Source organism: Streptomyces alboniger (genome assembly GCF_008704395.1).
GTDB lineage: Bacteria > Actinomycetota > Actinomycetes > Streptomycetales > Streptomycetaceae > Streptomyces > Streptomyces alboniger.
Map to the genome: position 1 here is coordinate 7,226,698 of NZ_CP023695.1, position 18,828 is coordinate 7,245,525.

Annotated in this window: 14 protein-coding genes; 9 read left to right on the forward strand and 5 right to left on the reverse strand. The window is 71.9% G+C overall.

Annotated features, from left to right (window positions below; translation table 11 throughout):
- Positions 1 to 18: 18 nt before the first annotated feature.
- Complete coding sequence (locus CP975_RS31770; protein ID WP_055535065.1) at positions 19 to 1,446, reverse strand: lipase maturation factor family protein; 1,428 nt, start codon at positions 1,444 to 1,446, stop codon at positions 19 to 21.
- Between the two features lie 122 nt (positions 1,447 to 1,568).
- On the opposite strand from CP975_RS31770, the gene CP975_RS31775 reads away from it, so the two are divergent.
- The 8 genes from CP975_RS31775 to CP975_RS31810 all read left to right on the forward strand — a co-directional run bounded on the left by CP975_RS31775 (position 1,569) and on the right by CP975_RS31810 (position 13,819).
- Complete coding sequence (locus CP975_RS31775) at positions 1,569 to 2,726, forward strand: DUF6777 domain-containing protein (protein WP_150477616.1); 1,158 nt, start codon at positions 1,569 to 1,571, stop codon at positions 2,724 to 2,726.
- Between the two features lie 420 nt (positions 2,727 to 3,146).
- Positions 3,147 to 6,035: a helix-turn-helix transcriptional regulator gene (locus tag CP975_RS31780; protein WP_055535069.1), complete on the forward strand. Its 2,889-nt coding sequence runs from the start codon at positions 3,147 to 3,149 to the stop codon at positions 6,033 to 6,035.
- Positions 6,036 to 6,216: 181 nt separating this feature from the next.
- Positions 6,217 to 6,870 (forward strand): response regulator transcription factor, encoded by a 654-nt coding sequence (locus tag CP975_RS31785; protein ID WP_055535071.1) that lies wholly within the window; start codon positions 6,217 to 6,219, stop codon positions 6,868 to 6,870.
- A 7-nt stretch (positions 6,871 to 6,877) separates the two neighbouring features.
- The gene (locus CP975_RS31790) at positions 6,878 to 8,161 is read left to right on the forward strand and encodes a sensor histidine kinase (RefSeq protein ID WP_070321291.1); all 1,284 of its coding nucleotides are present in this window, start codon (positions 6,878 to 6,880) and stop codon (positions 8,159 to 8,161) included.
- A gap of 165 nt (positions 8,162 to 8,326) precedes the next feature.
- Positions 8,327 to 9,370 carry a 3-deoxy-7-phosphoheptulonate synthase gene (gene aroF / locus CP975_RS31795; RefSeq protein ID WP_246201845.1) on the forward strand — a complete coding sequence of 348 codons (1,044 nt, stop codon included), beginning with the start codon at positions 8,327 to 8,329 and terminating at the stop codon, positions 9,368 to 9,370.
- A gap of 401 nt (positions 9,371 to 9,771) precedes the next feature.
- Positions 9,772 to 10,749 (forward strand): ParB/RepB/Spo0J family partition protein, encoded by a 978-nt coding sequence (locus CP975_RS31800; RefSeq protein ID WP_246201696.1) that lies wholly within the window; start codon positions 9,772 to 9,774, stop codon positions 10,747 to 10,749.
- Between the two features lie 74 nt (positions 10,750 to 10,823).
- Positions 10,824 to 12,938, forward strand: coding sequence for a SpoIIE family protein phosphatase (locus CP975_RS31805; protein WP_150477617.1), 2,115 nt, complete (start codon positions 10,824 to 10,826; stop codon positions 12,936 to 12,938).
- A gap of 20 nt (positions 12,939 to 12,958) precedes the next feature.
- Positions 12,959 to 13,819 carry an Fpg/Nei family DNA glycosylase gene (locus tag CP975_RS31810; RefSeq protein ID WP_055535077.1) on the forward strand — a complete coding sequence of 287 codons (861 nt, stop codon included), beginning with the start codon at positions 12,959 to 12,961 and terminating at the stop codon, positions 13,817 to 13,819.
- A 72-nt stretch (positions 13,820 to 13,891) separates the two neighbouring features.
- Here CP975_RS31810 and CP975_RS31815 read toward each other — a convergent pair whose 3' ends face one another.
- Together CP975_RS31815 and CP975_RS31820 are read right to left on the reverse strand one after the other, a co-directional pair.
- The gene (locus CP975_RS31815) at positions 13,892 to 14,542 is read right to left on the reverse strand and encodes a hypothetical protein (RefSeq protein WP_055535079.1); all 651 of its coding nucleotides are present in this window, start codon (positions 14,540 to 14,542) and stop codon (positions 13,892 to 13,894) included.
- A 73-nt stretch (positions 14,543 to 14,615) separates the two neighbouring features.
- Positions 14,616 to 15,131, reverse strand: coding sequence for a hypothetical protein (locus CP975_RS31820; RefSeq protein WP_030793123.1), 516 nt, complete (start codon positions 15,129 to 15,131; stop codon positions 14,616 to 14,618).
- Positions 15,132 to 15,536: 405 nt separating this feature from the next.
- On the opposite strand from CP975_RS31820, the gene CP975_RS31825 reads away from it, so the two are divergent.
- Complete coding sequence (locus CP975_RS31825) at positions 15,537 to 16,703, forward strand: CapA family protein (RefSeq protein WP_150477618.1); 1,167 nt, start codon at positions 15,537 to 15,539, stop codon at positions 16,701 to 16,703.
- A 6-nt stretch (positions 16,704 to 16,709) separates the two neighbouring features.
- Here the strand turns inward: CP975_RS31825 and CP975_RS31830 are convergent, their stop codons facing one another.
- The gene (locus CP975_RS31830) at positions 16,710 to 18,134 is read right to left on the reverse strand and encodes an amino acid permease (protein WP_150477619.1); all 1,425 of its coding nucleotides are present in this window, start codon (positions 18,132 to 18,134) and stop codon (positions 16,710 to 16,712) included.
- A 120-nt stretch (positions 18,135 to 18,254) separates the two neighbouring features.
- A complete protein-coding gene (locus CP975_RS31835) occupies positions 18,255 to 18,716 on the reverse strand; it encodes a universal stress protein (RefSeq protein WP_150477620.1) in 462 nt (153 codons plus the stop codon).
- Positions 18,717 to 18,828 lie beyond the last annotated feature (112 nt).

Genomic DNA, 18,828 nt, shown 5'->3' on the forward strand with positions numbered 1-18,828 from the left:
CGCGCCGTCACGCCGTGTCTACGGCTTCCGAGCCGGGGCGGCGAGCCTCGTCGGCGGCAGGAACTCGCGGACGTATCCGCGCTTCCAGCACGCTCCCGTGTCACGCAGCTCGCGCCAGGTCGTGTACTGGTAGCGGTACAGCCGGGCGCGGATGTACACCGGCGGGGACTCGGGAGGGAACGGCGAGCGGCGCAGCAGTCGCAGCGTGTCGCGGTCGCCGTCCAGGAGGCGCTCGACCATCGGGCCGAACCACGAGCGGGCGTAGGCGGGGGAGAGCCCGGCGAACCACATCATCCAGTCCAGCCGCAGATGGTACGGGGCGAACTGGCGCGGCCAGTGCCGCAGGTCGCCGGGCTTCCCCTTGAACTCGTAGGGGAGCCATTCGGAGTCCTCGCGGGGGTGGGGGTCCGCCGTGCCCTCCACGACGACCTCCTGGCGGACACGGCTGACGCTGCCGAACGCGCCGTACGCGTTGACGAGGTGCAGCGGGTCGAACGAGCGGTTCATGACCTGGCGCCGGGACAGCAGATTGCGCACCGGGCGGTAACTGAGCGCGAGGAGCAGCACGGTGACGGCGATGACCAGCACCTCGTACCAGAGCGGGGCGGGCGCGAACCGCGACGGAGTGCGCCAGGCGGAGAAGTCCACGGCGGTCACCGCCACCACGACGGTGATCCAGTTCAGCCAGGCGAAGTTGCCGGACAGGACCAGCCACAGCTGGGTCACGATCATCAGGAGGGCCGCGACCGTCGCCACCGGCTGCGGGGTGAACAGCAGGAAAGGCACCGCTAGTTGGGTGACGTGGTTGGCCGCGGCCTCCATCCGGTGCACGGGCCTCGGGAGGTGGTGGAAGAACCAGCTCAGCGGCCCCGGCATCGGCTGCGTCTCGTGGTGGAAGTACAGGCAGGTGAGTTCGCGCCAGCACGCGTCGCCGCGCATCTTGATCAGCCCCGCGCCGAACTCCACGCGGAAGAGCACCCACCGCAGCAGGAAGAGGATCAGAACGGGCGGCGAGACCTCGTCGTTGCCGAGGAAGACGGCGAGGAAGCCCACCTCCAGGAGCAGCGACTCCCAGCCGAAGCCGTACCACGTCTGCCCCACGTTCACGATGGAGAGACAGAGCGCCCACGGGATCAGCCACAGCAGCATCGCGCCCCACAGCGGAAGCAGACCGTCGGCGCCCGCGAGCAGCGCCACCGCCACCGCGCACCCCGCCCACGCGCAGAACGCGAAGAACCGGTCCGAATAGTGGAGCTGGAACAGGCTCGGAGCCCGCCCGAACGGGACGCGCTCCACATACCGCGGCACCGGCAGCATCCCGCGTTCCCCGATCAGCGCCCGGAACTGGAGGGCGGCCCCCAGGAATGCCACCAGATAGAGCGCGGCCAGGGCCCGCTGGAAGATCAGCCGACTCAATCCGTACGCGTCCGCCGTGAACCACTCCACGCCACCATTGTGACGCCGGGCGAGCCGCTTCGGCTTGCGAGGCGCCCCGGGCCCCCGCAGACAATGACGGAACCCCCTGCGGACAGAGCGGGGCACATGACCCGGCTACAGCGGGAGAACCCGTGCGCGCACCCACCAGGACCTACGCGATGACCTTCGCGATATCCGTGGCCCTCGCGGTCGCGGGCTGCTCGGGGGACGGCGGCGAGAACACCGCCGGAAGCGGCCGCGAACTGTTCATGCAGCCCGTCGCCGCGCAGGGCCCCGACCCGTTCACCGACTCCACCGCGAAGACCGCCGCGAGCCCGCCGCCCGTCACCCGTTCGCCGCAACCCTCGCCCACCGGGTCGGCCACCCCGCAGGGCACCCGCTCCCTGTCGGGCGGTACACCGGGCCTGTACGGCGGCACGCGCTCCGCCGGCAGCTGTGACGTCGACAGGCAGGTGCGTTTCCTCACCGCCGACCAGGCCAAGGCCCGGGCCTTCGCGCAGGTGTCCGGCATCGACCAGGCGGCGATACCCGGCTATCTGCGCGGCCTCACGCCCGTCGTGCTGCGGGCCGACACCCGCGTGACCAACCACGGCTTCCGCGGCGGTTCCGCGACCGGCTTCCAGTCCGTCCTTCAGGCGGGTACGGCCGTCCTGGTCGACGACCGGGGGCTGCCGAGGGTGCGCTGCGCCTGCGGGAACCCCCTGAAGCCGCCGGTCGCCTTCAAAAGCACGCCCCGCCACAACGGCCGTCCCTGGAGCGGCTATCAGCCGGCGCGCGTGGTCGTGGTGACCCCGGCGCCGCAGCCGATCGTCACCATCGTCATCGTGAACATCGTCGACAACACCTGGATCGAGCGGAAGGTCGGCGACGAGCACGGCCACAAGGACCGCGTGACCAAGCCGCCGGTGCCGCCGACCCCGCCCCCCACCGACCCGGACGACTCCCTCGACCCGGACGAGTCCCTCGACCCGGACGAGTCCGTGGACCCGGACGAGTCCGTGGACCCCGACAAATCCAAGGACGAGGAGGACACCCCTGGCCCCACGGAATCCGACCGTGACTCCGACCGGAGCCAGGACCCCGGCCACGACCAGCCGGACGAGGACGTCACCCCCGAAGATCCCGGCACCACGCCGTCCGACTGTCCGAGCCTGTCCCCGGGCACCGGCACTCCCGAGGAGCAGTCCTCGCCGCTGCCGCCCGGCTGCGAACCGCAGGTGGAGCCCGACGACCCCTATCTGTCCGAGAACCCCCTCTCCGACAGCGATCCGGGCACCTTCGACAGCTGACCGGGCCCCGGCCGCGCGCCCGATCGGGCAGGGGGCCGGGCCCGCGAATCAGTCAAGTGGCCGCCGGCGGGGCCACGCCGATCGGGCCAATCGTTCCCCGGCCCCCGTGTCGCTGTCGCCCCAACCGTCACCACCGTCTATCGGGCCGACTCGCAACCGCGTTCTGAAAAGCCGTTGAATTCACTCATCAGGCATATGTGCGCGAGTTCTCGCCGCATATGGAGTGGGGACGTCCGATTGTTTCGGGCGTGGCGCATTCGCGACGGTAATAAGATGGCATCGCGTCAAATAGCGCTGGTGATTGATTTTCAGATATGGCAGAGTCGACGCACGGGTGGCAGGTCAAGTCAGGGGAATTGATCCAGCTGGCCGTCCGGCCGGTCAACGATCAGCCGTCAGGCACGGGGGAGAAGTCGGCTCATGGACTTGGTGGAACGTGGTGACGAATTCTCGATCATGGAAAGCATGCTCGACTCGTGCGCGGCCGGGCATGGCGGAGTCCTGCTGGTAAGCGGCCCGGTGGCCAGCGGCAAGACCGCGCTCCTGCGCGCCTTCGGCGGCCGTGCGACCGCCGCCGGAGCCCTGTACTTGCAGGCCACGGCGTCCGAGGCGGAGAGCGACCTGCCCCTTGGGGTCATGGGGCAACTGCTGCTGGGCGCCGGACTCCTCGGCGCGGACTCCCGGCGCGCGGCCCGCCTCCTCGGCCTCGTCGCGGACGCCGCGCAGTCACGAGGGCAGGACGCACTGCCCGCTGTCGCGATGAACGAGATTCCCGAGCTCTGCGGGATTGTCCTCGAAAAGGCCAGGGAAAGTACCGTGGTGCTCGGCATCGACGATGTGCACCACGCCGACAGGCAGTCCTTGGAATGCCTCCTCTACCTGGCCCGCCGACTCACCGTCAGTCGCGTTCTGGTCGTGCTGGGGGAGAACAGCGGCTTTCTGACCGCTAATACGCGACTGCGCGTCGATTTGCTGCGCCTTCCCGGATGCCGCAATATCAGGCTCGGGCCTCTCCAGCGGCAAGGAGTGGCCGAAATGATCTCGGGATTCGGTGAGCCCGGGCGGCGGACGCGCAAGCTCGTCACACAGCTCCACCAGCTGGGCGGCGGCAGCCCGCTGCTGACCCGGGCGCTGATCGAGGACCACCGCACCGCGGGTGCCGCAGGCGAACCCGGTGCCGACCTGGTGCCGGGCGAGGCGTTCGTACAGGCCGTCGCGACCGCCCTGTACCGCAGCGACCTCGCCACACGGCGCACCGCCTGGGCGCTGGCCGTGGCAGGCCCCGACGTGCCGCTCGCCGAGCTGGTGGAAGTCCTCGGCGGCACCCGGGAGTCCCTCCACCGCAGCCTGCGCGCGCTGAACGACGCGGGCCTTCTCGACGCCGGGTGGTTCCGCCACGACGCAGGCCGCACCGCGGTCCTCAGAAGCATGGACCCCGCCGACCGCAGCCGCCTGGAGACCCGCTGCGCCCAGGTCCTGCACGAGCACGGCGCGACCGCGACCGTCGTCGTCCAGCACCTGATGGCGGCCGGGACCGTGGACGCCCCCTGGGCGCTGCGCACCCTCATCGAGGCCGCGGACCGGGCCCTCGCCGACGACGAGGTCGACCTGGCCCTCGCCTGTCTGCGGGTCGCCCGCGACTCCCGCACCGACTCCCGCCAGGCCCTGGAGATCCGGGCCGCGCTCACCCGCGCGGGCTGGCGGGTCAACCCCTCCAGCGTCGCCCAACACCTGCCCGAACTGTTCGCGGCCGCGCTGGACGGCCGCCTCGGCACCCGCGACGCCGACGAACTCGTCGGTCACCTCCTCTGGTTCGGCCACGTTGAACGGGCCCTCGACGTGCTGCGCGCCGCCGAACAGCACGGCACGTCCGGGCGACCCGGGTCCGGCACACCCCACTGGCACGACTGCCCGCGCCGCTGGATCACGTACGCCTATCCGGGACTCCCCGCCGCCACCCGTGCCTGCCTCGGCGACGACCCCGAACACCGGACGCCGGAGCACGCCGCCCCCGAGCACGCCCCGTGCCGGGACCGCAGCCCCCACCAGCGGGCGGCGAGCCTGATGAAGGCCGTATTCCACGGGCCGCACGGCGCCGCGGGCGCGGACGGCGAGGTGGTCGTCAGGGCCGAGCAGATCCTCCAGAGCACCCGCCTCGACGACAGCACCCTGACGGCGCTCCTCGTCGCGCTGAACTCCCTGGTCCTCGCCGACCGGCTGGAGGCCGCCGCCTTCTGGTGCGAGACCCTCCTGCGGGAGGCCGCCGGGCGGCGCGCCCCCATGTGGCAGGCGCTGCTCGCCTCGGCCAAGGCCCGCGTCGAACTGCGTACGGGCGCGCTCGCCGCCGCCGAGGAGTCGGCGCGCGCGGCGCTCACCCTGGTCCCCGCCGACGGCTGGGGCGTCGCCGCGGCCTCGCCCCTCGCCACGTCCGTGTACACCCTGACCGCCATGGGCCGGTTCGACGAGGCGGCCGGCCGGCTGACCGTCCCCGTCCCCGACGCGGCGTTCCGGACACCCGACGGGCTGCTCTACCTCCGCGCCCGCGGCCACTACTACCTCGCGGCCGGGCGCCCCTACGCCGCACTCGACGACTTCCTCACCTGCGGGGATCTCATGACGCGCTGGGGGCTCGACCTGCCCGCGCTCGTGCCCTGGCGCACGGACGCCGCCGAGGCCCATCTGTCGCTCGGCGACACCGACCACGCCCGGGGCCTGGCCGAGGAACAACTGGCCCTGGTGGGGCGGAGCAACGGCTGGGCGCGCGCCGCCTCCCTGCGGGCGCTCGCGAGCACCCTGAACGCCGGGCACCGGCCGCCGCTGCTCGGCGAGGCCATAGAGATCCTGCGGGACCGCGGCCACCGGCTCGAACTGTCCAGAGCCACCGACGAGTTGGCACGGGCCCAGCGCGAACTCGGCAAGAGCGGCCAGGCGCGCGCCCTCGCCCGCAAGGCCCAGCAACTGGCCGCGGAGTGCGGCCTGCCCGTGCCCCCGGCGCGCGCCGCCGACGCCCGCGGGCCACATCCCGCCGAGCAGCCGTGGTCGTCCGGGAACCGCCGACATCCCGACGAACTCAGCAACGCCGAACTGAGAGTGGCCACGCTCGCCGTCCGCGGCCACACCAACCGCCAGATAGCCGACAAGCTCTGCATCACGATCAGCACCGTCGAGCAGCACCTGACCCGCGCCTACCGCAAGCTCGACGTCCAGCGGCGAGCCGACCTCGCGGCGAAGCTCAGCCCCCTCGCGGGAGCGGGTGAGCGCGCGGCACCCGCGACGCACGACGCGTGGGACCGGCTGCACGTGGGCTAGCCGGCGGGACCGACGGAGGAGGACCACGGTTGTCGTTTCTACGCGGCGGACGGTCACACCGCGGTCCGAAGAGCTGTGACCGCCGTGGCCCGGGCCCCGGCAGTACGCTTCCGGCAGTCCGGGCGGCCGAACACCGAAGCCCGCCACGGACGCCCGTGGCGGGCTCGGCGAGGGGTGGACGATGAGGGTCTTGGTGGTCGAGGACCACGCCGAGCTGGCGCAGTCGGTGGCGCGGGTGCTGCGCAGGGAAGGGATGGCGGTGGACGTCGTCCACGACGGACTCGACGCCCTGGAGCGCACCTCCGTGGTCGACTACGACGTGGTCGTGCTCGACCGTGACCTGCCCGGCGTGCACGGGGACGAGGTGTGCAGAAAACTGGCCGAACAGCCGTTGCAGGCCCGGGTGCTGATGCTGACCGCGTCCGGCACGATCGCCCACCGCGTGGAGGGCTTCAGCCTCGGCGCGGACGACTACCTCCCCAAGCCGTTCGCGTACGCCGAGCTGGTGGCCCGCATCCGGGCGCTCGCACGGCGCTCGCAGCCCGCGCTGCCGCCGGTCCTGGTCCGGGGCGACCTGAGACTCGACCCGGCGCAGCGCGTCGCCTCGCGTGCCGGGGAGCGACTGCCGCTCACCCCCAAGGAGTTCGCGGTCCTGGAGTACCTGCTCGCCGCCCAGGGCCGGGTCGTGTCGGCCGAGGAACTCCTGGAGCGCGTGTGGGACGAGGCGACGGATCCGTTCACCACCACCGTCAAGGCGACGATCAACCGCCTGCGGCCCAAGCTCGGCAACCCGCCCGTCATCGAGACCATTCCTCGGGGCGGCTACCGGATTTGAGGGACCCATGCGCCTGCCCTCGCTCGCCGCCCTGGCACCCGCGACCCGGCGCCGCCCGACGCCCCGGCGGGTGGGCGTACGTCTGACGCTGCTGTACGGCGGGCTGTTCCTGGCCTCCGGGGCGATCCTGCTCGCGATCACCTATCTGCTCGTCGCGAGGTCATCGGGCGGCGACGTCCTCGTCGGGGGCGCGGACGGCGAACTCCTCACCGGGCCGGGCGACGGCGTCCCCGTCGACGAGGGCGTCCCCGGCGCCCGGGGCCCCGTACCGCCCGGCGACCTGGCGGGGCAACTGCGCGAGCAGGCGTCCCGCCAGCGCCGGGCCAACCTGCGGCAGCTGCTGGTCCAGTCGGGGATCGCGCTGGCCCTCATGGTGGTCGTCTCGGCCGCGCTCGGCTGGCTGATCGCCGGGCGGGCCCTGCGCCCGCTGCGCACGATGACCGGCGCCATCCAGCGCATCTCCGCCCACAACATCCACGAACGGCTGGCCGTGCGGGGCCCCGCCGACGAGCTGAAAGTCCTCGCCGACACCGTCGACGGGCTCCTCGGCCGGCTCGACGCGGCACTGGACTCCCACCGGCGCTTCGTCGCCAACGCCGCCCACGAGCTGCGCACCCCGCTCACCCTGGAACACGCGCTGCTCGAAGAGTCGCTGATCGACCGCGAGGCCACCGCGGAGTCGTTCCGGGCGAACTTCGAGCGGCTCCTCGCGATCAGTGAACAGCAGGCACGCCTCCTGGAGTCGCTGCTCACCCTGTCCAGCAGCCAGCGCGGCCTGGACCACAGGGAACCGCTGGACGTCTCCCTCATCGCCGAGTGGGTCCTGCACGCCGCGCGCCCGGAGATCGAGCGCCGGGGCCTGCGCGCCGAGCCGGTGATCGGCCCCGCGCCCGCCGTCGGCGACCCCGTGCTCGTCCAGAACCTGATGGCCCACCTCGTGGACAACGCCGTACGCCACAACACCCCCGGCGGACACCTGGAGATCGCCACGCGCACCCGGGGCGGGCGCGCCGTCGTCACGGTGGCCAACTCGGGGCCGCCGGTGCCGCCCGAGCAGGTGGAGCGGCTCTTCGAACCCTTCCAGCGGCTCGGCCGCACCGCGGGCGAGGGCCATGGACTCGGTCTGGCGATCGTCCACGCCGTCGCCGTCGCCCACGGGGCCGACATCAGCGCGCGGACCCGCACGGGAGGCGGACTCGCGGTGGAAATCGCCTTCCCTCCGCCGCCGGACCACCTCGGCGGACAGGGAATGGATATTGCGCAGTTGGACGACGGCACGGGACTTCGTTGAGGAAAATCCGGGGCACTTCTACGGTGGTACGGCGAGTACGGCGAGTACGGCGATGAATCCCCCCGAACATCACCGAACGAATTCCGTTCAGCTCGTTCACATCATTGTGCTCCAGCCACTTATCCATGCACACGGGAAATCCCCGAGGAGGACCCCTTGGTCGTCGTGATGGCCCCGGAGGCCACACAGAAGGACGTGGACGCGGTCGTCGAACTGGTGCGTACGGCGGGCGGGGACGCATTCGTCAGCCGCGGCGTGACCCGCACCATCGTCGGTCTCGTGGGGGACGTGGACGCCTTCGCCGCCCTGAACCTCTCGCATCTGCGCGGGGTCCTCGACGTCGTGCGGATCTCGGTGCCCTACAAACTGGTCAGCCGCGAGCACCACGTCGACAGGACCGCGGTCACCGTCGCGGGCGTGCCCATCGGTCCCGACACCCTGACCGTCATCGCGGGCCCCTGCGCCGTGGAGACCCCCTCGCAGACCCTCGCGGCCGCCCTGATGGCCAAGGCCGCGGGCGCCTCGCTGCTGCGCGGCGGCGCCTTCAAACCCCGCACGTCCCCTTACGCCTACCAGGGCCTCGGCGAGAGCGGGCTGCGCATCCTCGCCGACGTCAAGGCCGAGACGGGACTGCCGCTGGTCACCGAGGTCATCGACCCGGCCGGCGTCGAACTGGTCGCTCCCTACGCCGACATGCTCCAGATCGGCACCCGCAACATGCACAACTTCGCCCTGCTCCAGGAGGTGGGCGCGGCCGGCATGCCGGTGCTCCTCAAGCGCGGCTTCGGCGCCACGATCGAGGAGTGGCTGATGGCCGCCGAGTACATCGCGCAGCGCGGCAACCTCGACATCGTGCTGTGCGAGCGCGGCATCCGCACCTTCGAGACCGCGACCCGCAACACCCTGGACATCAGCGCGGTGCCGGTCGTCCAGCGCCTGTCCCACCTGCCGGTGATCGTGGACCCCTCGCACTCCGGAGGCCGCAGGGACCTCGTCCTTCCGCTCACCCGCGCCGCCCTCGCCGCGGGTGCGGACGGCGTCATGATCGACGTACACCCGGACCCCGGAACGGCGCTGTGCGACGGCGACCAGGCCCTGACCCGGCCGGAGATCGCCGAGGTGGCCGACGCCGTCGCCCGGCTGTCGCCGCTGATGGGCCGCCTCCCCGCACGGCCGGTGGCCGAAGTGCGGGCCGGTAGGGGTGAATAGGGGTGGCGGAACCTGTGAGTGAGCTATTAGTGAGGGGTACCAGCGCCGAAAGGGCGTTGTTAGGGTAAGTGTGTCCGGTCGGCGGGGAATTTCCCCCACGATCGCACATTCGACGGAATGTTCGGCCCGGTTCGTCAGGTGAGGTCGGCCTCATCGGATGAGGGAATTCGGCGGGGGCGCACGACTGCGCGCCGCACCCCTTTGCCGCACCATCCGGGAGAACACGTCGTGCAATCCGGGAGAACGACGTCTGCGGTGCGCGCAGCGCATTCATTTCAGGGGCCCTCGACGAAGGGCGGATGCGTACGGGACGCAGCCCACGCGGCGATGTGGTGAGAGCCGTCCAGTGTGCCGGGGGACGCGCATCCACGGGGGACATCAGAGCTTGAGGGGGAGTTGAGTTGGCAACACCTGGGCACGAACAGTTCGACCAACTAATGGTCGTCGAAGTCGAGATCGGCTCGCTGTCGACGGCGGACTCACCGCGTACGTCCGGAGTGGACCCGGACCACGTGGAGGCGCTGGCGGTCGTCCAGACCCCGCTGCCGCCCATCACCGTGCACCGTCCCACGATGCGGGTCATCGACGGCCTGCACCGGCTGCGCGCCGCGGAGCTACGCGGTCAGCGCAAGATCGCGGTGAAGTACTTCGACGGAGCCGAGGACGACGCCTTCGTCCTCGCCGTCGAATCGAACGTCACGCACGGCCTGCCGCTGACGACCGCGGACCGCAAGCGCGCGGCCGCACGCATCATCGCCACCCACCCGCAGTGGTCGGACCGGATGATCGCCTCGGTCAGCGGAATCGCCCCCGGCACCGTCGCGGACATCCGTCGGCGGGAGCCGGGCAGCGGAACGGGGGACGGCAGCCGGATCGGCCACGACGGCCGCGTCCGGCCCATCAACGGAGCCGAGGGGCGCAGGCTCGCCAGCGAGCTGATCGCCCAGAACCCCGGCCTGTCGCTGCGCCAGGTCGCCCGCGTCGCGTCCATCTCGCCGGAGACGGTACGGGACGTGCGCAACCGCATGATGCGGGGCGAGGACCCCGTGGTGCGGCGCGGCAGGCAGCCGGGCGGCGAGCACCGCGTCGTCGCCCCCCGCGTGCGCCCCTCGGCCGTCCCCGACAGGGACGCGGCCCAGGACCGTGCCGCCGCCGTCAAGCGCCTCAAGGCGGACCCGGCGCTGCGCTTCAGCGAGGTCGGCCGCACCCTGCTGCGGCTGCTCAACATCCACACGATCAGCATGGAGGAGTGGGACCAGATCATCGACAAGGTGCCCCCGCACTGCCGGGGCGTCGTGGCGTACCTCGCCGGTGAGAGCGCCGAGATGTGGGCGGAGGTGGCGACGCGGATGCAGGGCAAGGTCGCCGAGACGGCGTAGAGCCCGGCGCCCGGCGCCCCGCGCCGCCGCTTCCCCCACATGCGCGCGCCGGGGGCTCCGCCTAGCGTGGCCCCATGGACGCGGGTACCTGTGGGCACGACCCGACGGGGCACTGCCGCTGTGGACAGCCGGCCGGGGAGCCGGCCGGCTGCTTCATGGAGCTGTACGGGGCCGCGCTGCGCATGGGCTGCTTCGACTGGGACCTCGACACGGGCCTGATGCGCATGGACGCCACCGCCCACGAGGTCTTCGACGTACGCCCCGACGAATACGACGGCCGGCCCGACAGCCTCGCCGCGCGCGTCCCGACCGCCGAGGCGCACCGCCTGGATGAGATCGTCTCGCACGCCCTGAAGGACGGCAGCCAGACCTACGGCGCCTACTTCCGGGTGCGCTGCCGGGGCGGCGGACTGCGCTGGACGCACACGAACGGCTGCATCCGGCGCGACGCCACGGGCCGGCCCCGCCGCATCGTGGGCATCGTCAGGGACGCCACCCGCGAGCTGGGCGACAGCCCGCCCGTCGTACGCGAACGGGTCGACGAGGAGGCCGAGCGGCGCCGCACGACCAGCATCGTCCAGGGCACCACGGCGGCCCTGGCGCACGCCCGCACCGTGCAGGACGTCATCGACGTACTCAAGGACACCCACGGCCTCGCACACCTCGGGGCGTCGAACCTGGTCATGGGCCTGGTCGAGGCGGGGCGGATCCGTCTCGTCGCCGAGGGCCCCGTGGGCAGCTTCGTGCCGGGCACCCGGGTGACCCGCATCGACGAGGAGTACCCGATGAGCGAGGTCGTGCGCACGCTCGCGCCGCGCTACATCGAGAGCGCCCGCGACTTCGCGGACTCCTATCCGCTGCTGTGGCCGCACATCGCCGAGCTGGGCATCACCTCGGCCGCGTATCTGCCGCTGATCGCGCAGGCCCGGCCGATCGGCGCGCTCGGCCTGCTCTACCAGGACAAGACCGGCTTCACCGTGGAGGAGCGCAACGTCCTGGTCGCCCTCGGCAGCAGCATCGCGCAGAGCCTCCAGCGCGCCATGTTCTACGAGCAGGAGAAGGACCTCGCCCAAGGCCTCCAGCAGGCCATGCTGCCGCGCACCATCCCCGGGGTGCCGGGCGCGGAGATCGCCGTCCGCTACCGTTCGGCGGCCCTCGGCCGGGACATCGGCGGCGACTGGTACGACGTGATCCCGCTGCCCGGCGGCCGGGTCGGCGCCGTCATCGGCGACGTCCAGGGCCACGACACCCACGCCGCCGCGGTCATGGGTCAGCTCCGCATCGTGCTGCGCGCCTACGCCACCGAGGGGCACACGCCCGCCACCGTCATGGCCCGCGCCTCCGGCTTCCTGCACGAGCTGGACACCGAGCGCTTCGCGACCTGCCTGTACGCGGAGGCCGACCTGTCGACCGGCGTGGTGCAGTTCGTGCGAGCGGGCCACATCGATCCGCTCCTCCAGCTCGCTGACGGCTCCTGCCGCAGGGTGCCCGTCGACGGCGGCCTGCCCCTCGGCCTCTCCGCCGAGTTCGGCAGGCTCGACTACCCCGTCACCACCCTCGAACTCGACCCGGGCCAGACCCTGTTGCTCTGCACCGACGGTCTCGTCGAAGTGCCGGGCGCCGACCTCGACGACGGCATGCAGGCCCTCTCCGAGCTGGCCGCCACCGGGCCCCGCGACCTGTCGAAGCTCGCCGACCGGCTCTGCGGCATCATCGACGGCCGGGGCGGCGACGACGACGCCGCGCTGCTCCTGCTGCGCCGCCGCATGATCGACGCGCCCCGCTCGGGAGGCCGCCTCCAGCAGCACGTGGCGCCGAGCGACCCGGAGGCGCTGGCCGAGGCCCGCCACATGATCAGGGCCGCCGTGCGCGCCTGGGGAGCGGGGGAGCGCGCCGACGAGATCGAGCTGGTCGCCGACGAGATGATCACCAACGCGCTGATGCACACCGACGGCTCCGCGATCGTGACCCTGCGCGTCCTGACCGGCACCGACCGGAGGCTGCGCGTCGACGTCGAGGACTCCTCCAGCGCACTGCCGCGCCGCCGCGAGGCGGGCGAGGAGGGCGTGTCGGGCCGCGGTCTGCTGCTGGTGGACCGGCTCACGGACGTATGGGGTGTGGACGCGCGAGGCGGCGGCAAGTGTGTGTGGTGCGAGTTCATCGTGCCCGCCAGGAACGAACGGGCCTGACGCGGGCCCGAGGGAGAACCATGCCGGAACTGCCCGAAGTCGAGGCGCTGCGAGGCTTTCTGACGGAACATCTGGTCGGCCGCGCGATCGTCCGTGTGCTGCCCGTCGCGATCAGCGTCCTCAAGACGTACGACCCTCCGCTCACCGCCCTGGAGGGCCGCACCGTCACGGCCGTGACCCGGCACGGCAAGTTCCTGGACGTCGACGCGGACGGGCTGCACCTCGTCACCCACCTCGCCCGCGCCGGCTGGCTCCAGTGGAAGGACCGGCTCCCCGACGGCACCCCGCGCCCCGGCAAGGGCCCGCTCGCGCTGCGCGTCGCCCTGGAGACGGGGGAGGGCTTCGACCTCACGGAGGCGGGCACCCAAAAGCGCCTCGCGGTGTACGTCACCGAGGCGCCGTCGAAGATCCCGGGCATCGCGCGGCTGGGGCCCGATCCGCTCGCCCCGGACTTCGACGAGGAGCGGTTCGCCCGCCTCCTCGCGGGTGAACGGCGGCAGATCAAGGGCGCGTTGCGCGACCAGGGCCTGATCGCCGGGATCGGCAACGCGTACAGCGACGAGATCCTGCACGCGGCCCGCATGTCCCCGTTCAAACGGACGTCGAGCCTCACCGAGGAGGAGATCCACGGGCTGCACCGGGCTCTCCGGGACACGCTGACGGAGGCGGTGGAGCGTTCGCGCGGAGTGGCGGCGGGCCGTCTCAAGGCGGAGAAGAAGAGCGGGCTGCGCGTGCACGGCCGCACCGGCGAGCCGTGTCCCGTGTGCGGCGACACGATCCGGGAGGTGTCCTTCGCCGACTCCTCCTTGCAGTACTGCCCGACGTGCCAGACGGGCGGAAAGCCGCTGGCCGACCGGAGGCTGTCGCGGTTGCTGAAGTGAGGGGCGGCCGTAGGGGGCTCCTGGCCGGGGCGCGGCTCTCACGGACGAAGCGGCTCACGGCCGTAGCGGCTCTCACAGACGTAACGTCACCAGCCGCTCCCCGTCCGTCGTCCGCACCTCGTAGCGGTCGGTCTGTCCCGGACGGAGGGCCGCCGCGGCCGGGATCTCCGCGGTCCTTCCGGGGGCCTTCCAGGTCGTGACGGTCCGCTCCGAGCCGTCCTTGCCGACGGCGACCAGCTCGCAGACCCGCGCCCGCGGCGCCGGGTCCCGCACGGTGAGCGCGAGATCCGTCCCCCAGGCGCGGTCGCGGGCCGTCAGCGTGGCGAGGACCCCGCTACGGGCGTCACGCGCGCTGACCCGCTCGGGCCCGGCCCCGGAGGCCGCCACAAGGGTCACGGCGGGCCCGCCGAAGGCCAGGGCGACGGCGAGGACGACGGCGCACAGCCGCCCTCCGCGCCGCACGGTGTGCAGTCGGCCGATGTCGCGCAGGGTCCGGTCCAGGAGCGCCGGGCCGGGCGCCGCGGGAGGCTCGGCGGTGCGGCCGTAGCCCTCCAAAGTGCGGCCGTAGCACTCCAACAGGCGTGCGGTTTCCTGGAGTTCGGCGAGCGTCAGGAGGCACGCGCCGCACTCCGGGAGGTGATCCTCGAACCGGAACGCGTCCGCCTCGTCCAGGACGCCGAGCGCGTAGGCGCCGGCGTCACGATGCCGCTCCAGGGACCTCATGGCGTTCCTTACGGTGAGAGGTGTTGCCTGCCCTCCGGTACGCAGGGGACCGCCGAATCATTCAAGGCCCGCGTCAGAACAGATGGATCGCCAGGTGTCCGAGGGGCAGCCCGAGCCGCCACGCGGGCGTCCACACCTTGGGCCCGTCCTCCTCCCCCGGCAGGGCGCCCCCGCCCGGCACCGCGTCCAGGTCGGGCGCGAGCAGCTCGGTCTCCTCCAGCCACCGCCAGGCCAGCTCGGCGAGGTCCAGATCGGAGTTCGGGGTGCCCGACACGGCGGCGTCCTCCAGGAGCAGGTCCATCCGCTCGCGCACCCACTCCTGCCAGATCTGGTCGTACTCCGTCAGGGAGAGCCAGGTCTCCAGCTGGGTGATCACCCGGATGCCGGACAGCTCGCCCCTGCTGTCCGACAGGAAGATCGTCAGGGCGAGCGCGTCGCGTCCGGCGCGGTACTCGAAGGACGTGGGCGGCATCAGATCGCCGGTGCGCAGCAACTCGTCGGCGATGTACTCGGCGTACAACCACGCCATGGGCACGGCCAGTTCGCCGCCCTGGGGGTCTTCCGTGTTGCCTCTGCTCTCGTACTGCATCCCGCTTCCGCCTTCCTCCGTTCCGTGCGCGTCACCGGCCTCTGGCCCGCCCCAATCCGGAACACGGATGAGGACAGCCGATTACTCCGAGGGGGTGCTGAGCAAGGCGCTTTACGGAGGCTTGACCCGGCCCCCGGTTTCCCCGCAGGTGAGCGGGTCCGTGTTGTTCGCGTCACAGGGCCTAATGATTTGACTCCCTTTCGGGGACTGGGTCGGCATTGGTCCTTGATTCATCGTTAACTCCGCTCATTCATTCATATGACCTGATTTCCCCCCTTTCACGGAGCCTGATCGATGACGCAGCGCGCACCGCATGCACGGCACACAGGGACCCCACCCGCCCCACGTACCCCCTCGCCGGCCAGGAGGCGGCGACCGGCGGCCGCCGCCGCGACGGCCCTCCTGATGACCGGCACCGCCGCCTGCGCCGCGGAGCCGGACAGCGGCACCGACAAGTGGTACTCGGCGCGGAAGGCGTCACGAAGCGCCTCCTCCGGCCCGGGGCCGGCCCACTCCCCGGCGAGCGGCGGCGCGGCCGAGCGGCGCGGCTTCACCCTCGTCGCCTCCGGAGACGTCCTTCCGCACTCCTCGATCATCCGCCAGGCCAGGGCCGACGCGGACGGCGACGGCTACGACTTCGGGCCGATGCTCGCCGGTGCCAAGCCCGTTGTCTCCAAGGCCGACCTGGCGATCTGCCACATGGAGACGGTGTACGGGGCCAAGGGCGACTACAGCGGCTACCCGGACTTCAAGTCCCCGCCCCAGGTGGCCCGCGCCCTCAGGGCCACCGGCTACGACTCGTGCTCCACCGCCTCCAACCACACCCTGGACGACGGTGCTGCGGGCGTGCGCCGCACCCTGGACGCGCTGGACAAGGCGGGCGTCAAGCACGCGGGCTCGGCCCGCTCCGCTGCCGAGGACAGGAGACCGGCGTGGCTGCGGGCGGGCGGCGCCAAGGTCGCACAGCTCGCGTACACCTACGGCACGAACGGCTACCCGATGCCGAAGGGCAAGCCCTGGACGGTCGACCTGATCGACCGCGAGAAGATCGTCGCGGACGCCCGGGCGGCGCGGAAGGCGGGCGCCGACGTGGTCGTCGTCAGCCTGCACTGGGGCACGGAGTGGCAGACCGCCCCCGACCGCCGCCAGCTGCGCCTCGGCAAGCAGCTCACCGGTTCACGCAAGAAGGGCCGCCCCGACATCGACCTGATCATCGGCACGCACGCGCACGTTCCCCAGGCGTACGAGAAGGTCAACGGCACCTGGATCATCTACGGCATGGGCGACCAGATCGCCGGAAGCATGATCAACCACGACGGCGACCACGACCCGCGCGGCAACCAGAACTCCATCGGCCGCTTCACCTTCGCGCCACCGGCCACGCCGGGCGGGCGGTGGAAGGTGAGGAAGGCCGAGTTCGTCCCCATGTGGTTCGACACGGGCGAGGGCCGCGTCGTGAACCTCAACGCGGCGCTGCGGCGCGGGGCGGACGTACGCGAGGTGCGCGACCGGATCCGCCGGGTCGTCCTCAGCCGGGGCGCGGCCGAGGACGGCCTGGTGATGGGCAGGTAGCGCGCGCTACTCGACGGGGTTCCGCTCCGCCTTCGCCAGCTCCGACTTCCGGTAGGAGTACCCGAAGTACACCAGCAGGCCGACCGCGAACCACACGGCGAACCGCACCCAGGTCTGCCACTGGAGGAACGTGATCAGCCAGATGGAGAAGACGACCCCGACCGCGGGCACCACCGGCATCCCCGGGCAGCGGAAGGTGCGCGGCAGTTCGGGCCGCTTGTACCGGAGCACGATCACCGCGACGCACACCACGACGAACGCCAGCAGGATGCCGATGTTGGTCAGTTCGGCCGCCTCGCCGATCGGCAGGAACCCGGCGATGGCGGCCGAGGCGAACCCGACGATCCACGTCACGCGCGTCGGCACGTGCCGGGTCTCGTGCGTCTTCGCGAACCACTTGGGCAGCAGGCCGTCACGGCTCATGGAGAACCACACGCGCGTGACGCCCAGCATGAACGTGAACATCACGGTGAGGATGCCGATGATCGCGCCCACCGCGATGACATCGGCGAGCCCGCCGAGCCCGACCGCCTTGAACGCGCTGGAGAACCCGCTCTCCGGGTCGATGTCCTTGTACCCCTGCATACCGGTGAGGACCAGGCACGCGAGGACGTACAGCACCATCGAGACGGCGAGGGAGTAGAGGATCGCCTTCGGCATGTGGCGCTGGGCGTCCTTGGACTCCTCGGCGGCCGTGGACATGGCGTCGTAACCGAAGACCGCGAAGAACACGGTCGCCGCACCCGTGAACGCGCCGCTCACCCCGAAGGGGAAGAACGGCTGGTAGTTGCCGGTGTTGACGTGGAAGAACCCCACGCCGATCACCAGCAGCACGACGAGGACCTTGAGGACCACGACGACCATCTCGAAGCGCGCCGCGTTCTTGATGCCGAGGGTGAGCAGATACGCGATGAGCAGGCACAGCAGCGCCGCGAAGAGGTCGACCCTGTGCCCGTCGCCGGTGCCCGGCGCGCCCAGCATCCACGCGGGCAGCTCGGCGCCCATGTCGTTGATCAGGAAGTTGAAGTAGCCGGAGATGCCGATCGCGACCACCGCCACGATCGCCGTGTACTCCAGGAGCAGGTCCCAGCCGATGAACCACCCGGCCAGCTCACCGAGGACCACATAGCCGTACGTGTACGCGGATCCGGCCTTCGGGATGAGACCCGCGAACTCGGCGTACGAGAACGCCGCCGCGGCGCTCGCGACACCGGCGATCAGGAACGAGACCAGGACCGCGGGCCCGGCCTTCTCGTTGGCGACGGTGCCCGCCAGCGTGAAGATGCCGGCGCCGATGATGCCGCCGACACCGATCGCCGTGAGCTGCCAGAGCCCCAGCGAGCGGGCGAGCCCGCCGCCCGCCTCCGTCTCCTCGATGTGTTCGATGGGCTTGCGGCGCAGGATGCCCTGCCCCATCCGGAGTCCCGCCATGAGCTCCACCTCTTCGCGGACGGCAGTCGGCTGATGGCGGATCATGATGGCCCAGGCCGCGCCCCGACGGAAGACGCCACACCCCTTGCGCGTGAGGGTTCATTCGCCGGTGGCCGGCGGTTACGGCACCACCGTGACGGGCCAGCGGCCCGCCTTCACCAGGCGGACGGCGACAGATCCGACGATGCGGTGGCCGGCCTGCTCGGAGGCGCCGACGACCACGGCGTCGGCCTTCAGCTCGTCGGCCGCGGAGACGAGACCGCTGTAGGGATCGCCACGGAAGGTGTGGAACTCCCATCGGACGTCGAATATGTCCTTCACCCGCTCGGCCGCCTCCCTGATCTCCGCGATGAGCCCTTCGGCGATCTCGTCCGTGGTCTCGGCGACCGGGGCGCCGAGCGCGGCGCCCGCCGCGAGCACCGGCTGGACATAGACCACGGCGAGGAGGGCGTGCTGGCGCCGGGCAAGGCCACCGGCATATGCCGCGGCCCGCAGCGATGAATCGGAGCCATCGACTCCGACGACGATCACCTTGGGCCCGTCGGTACCGCGTTCGAACTGGTGGGACTGGTCTTCGCTCACGCCCGTGAGGTTAACGGAGGCGGGCCGCGCCACTGCGGGCAGGCAGGCGGCCGACCCCCTGGCCCTCCCGCTCCCGGCCCCGGTTCCTCGGCGCGCGCCGAGGCGGGGGGCT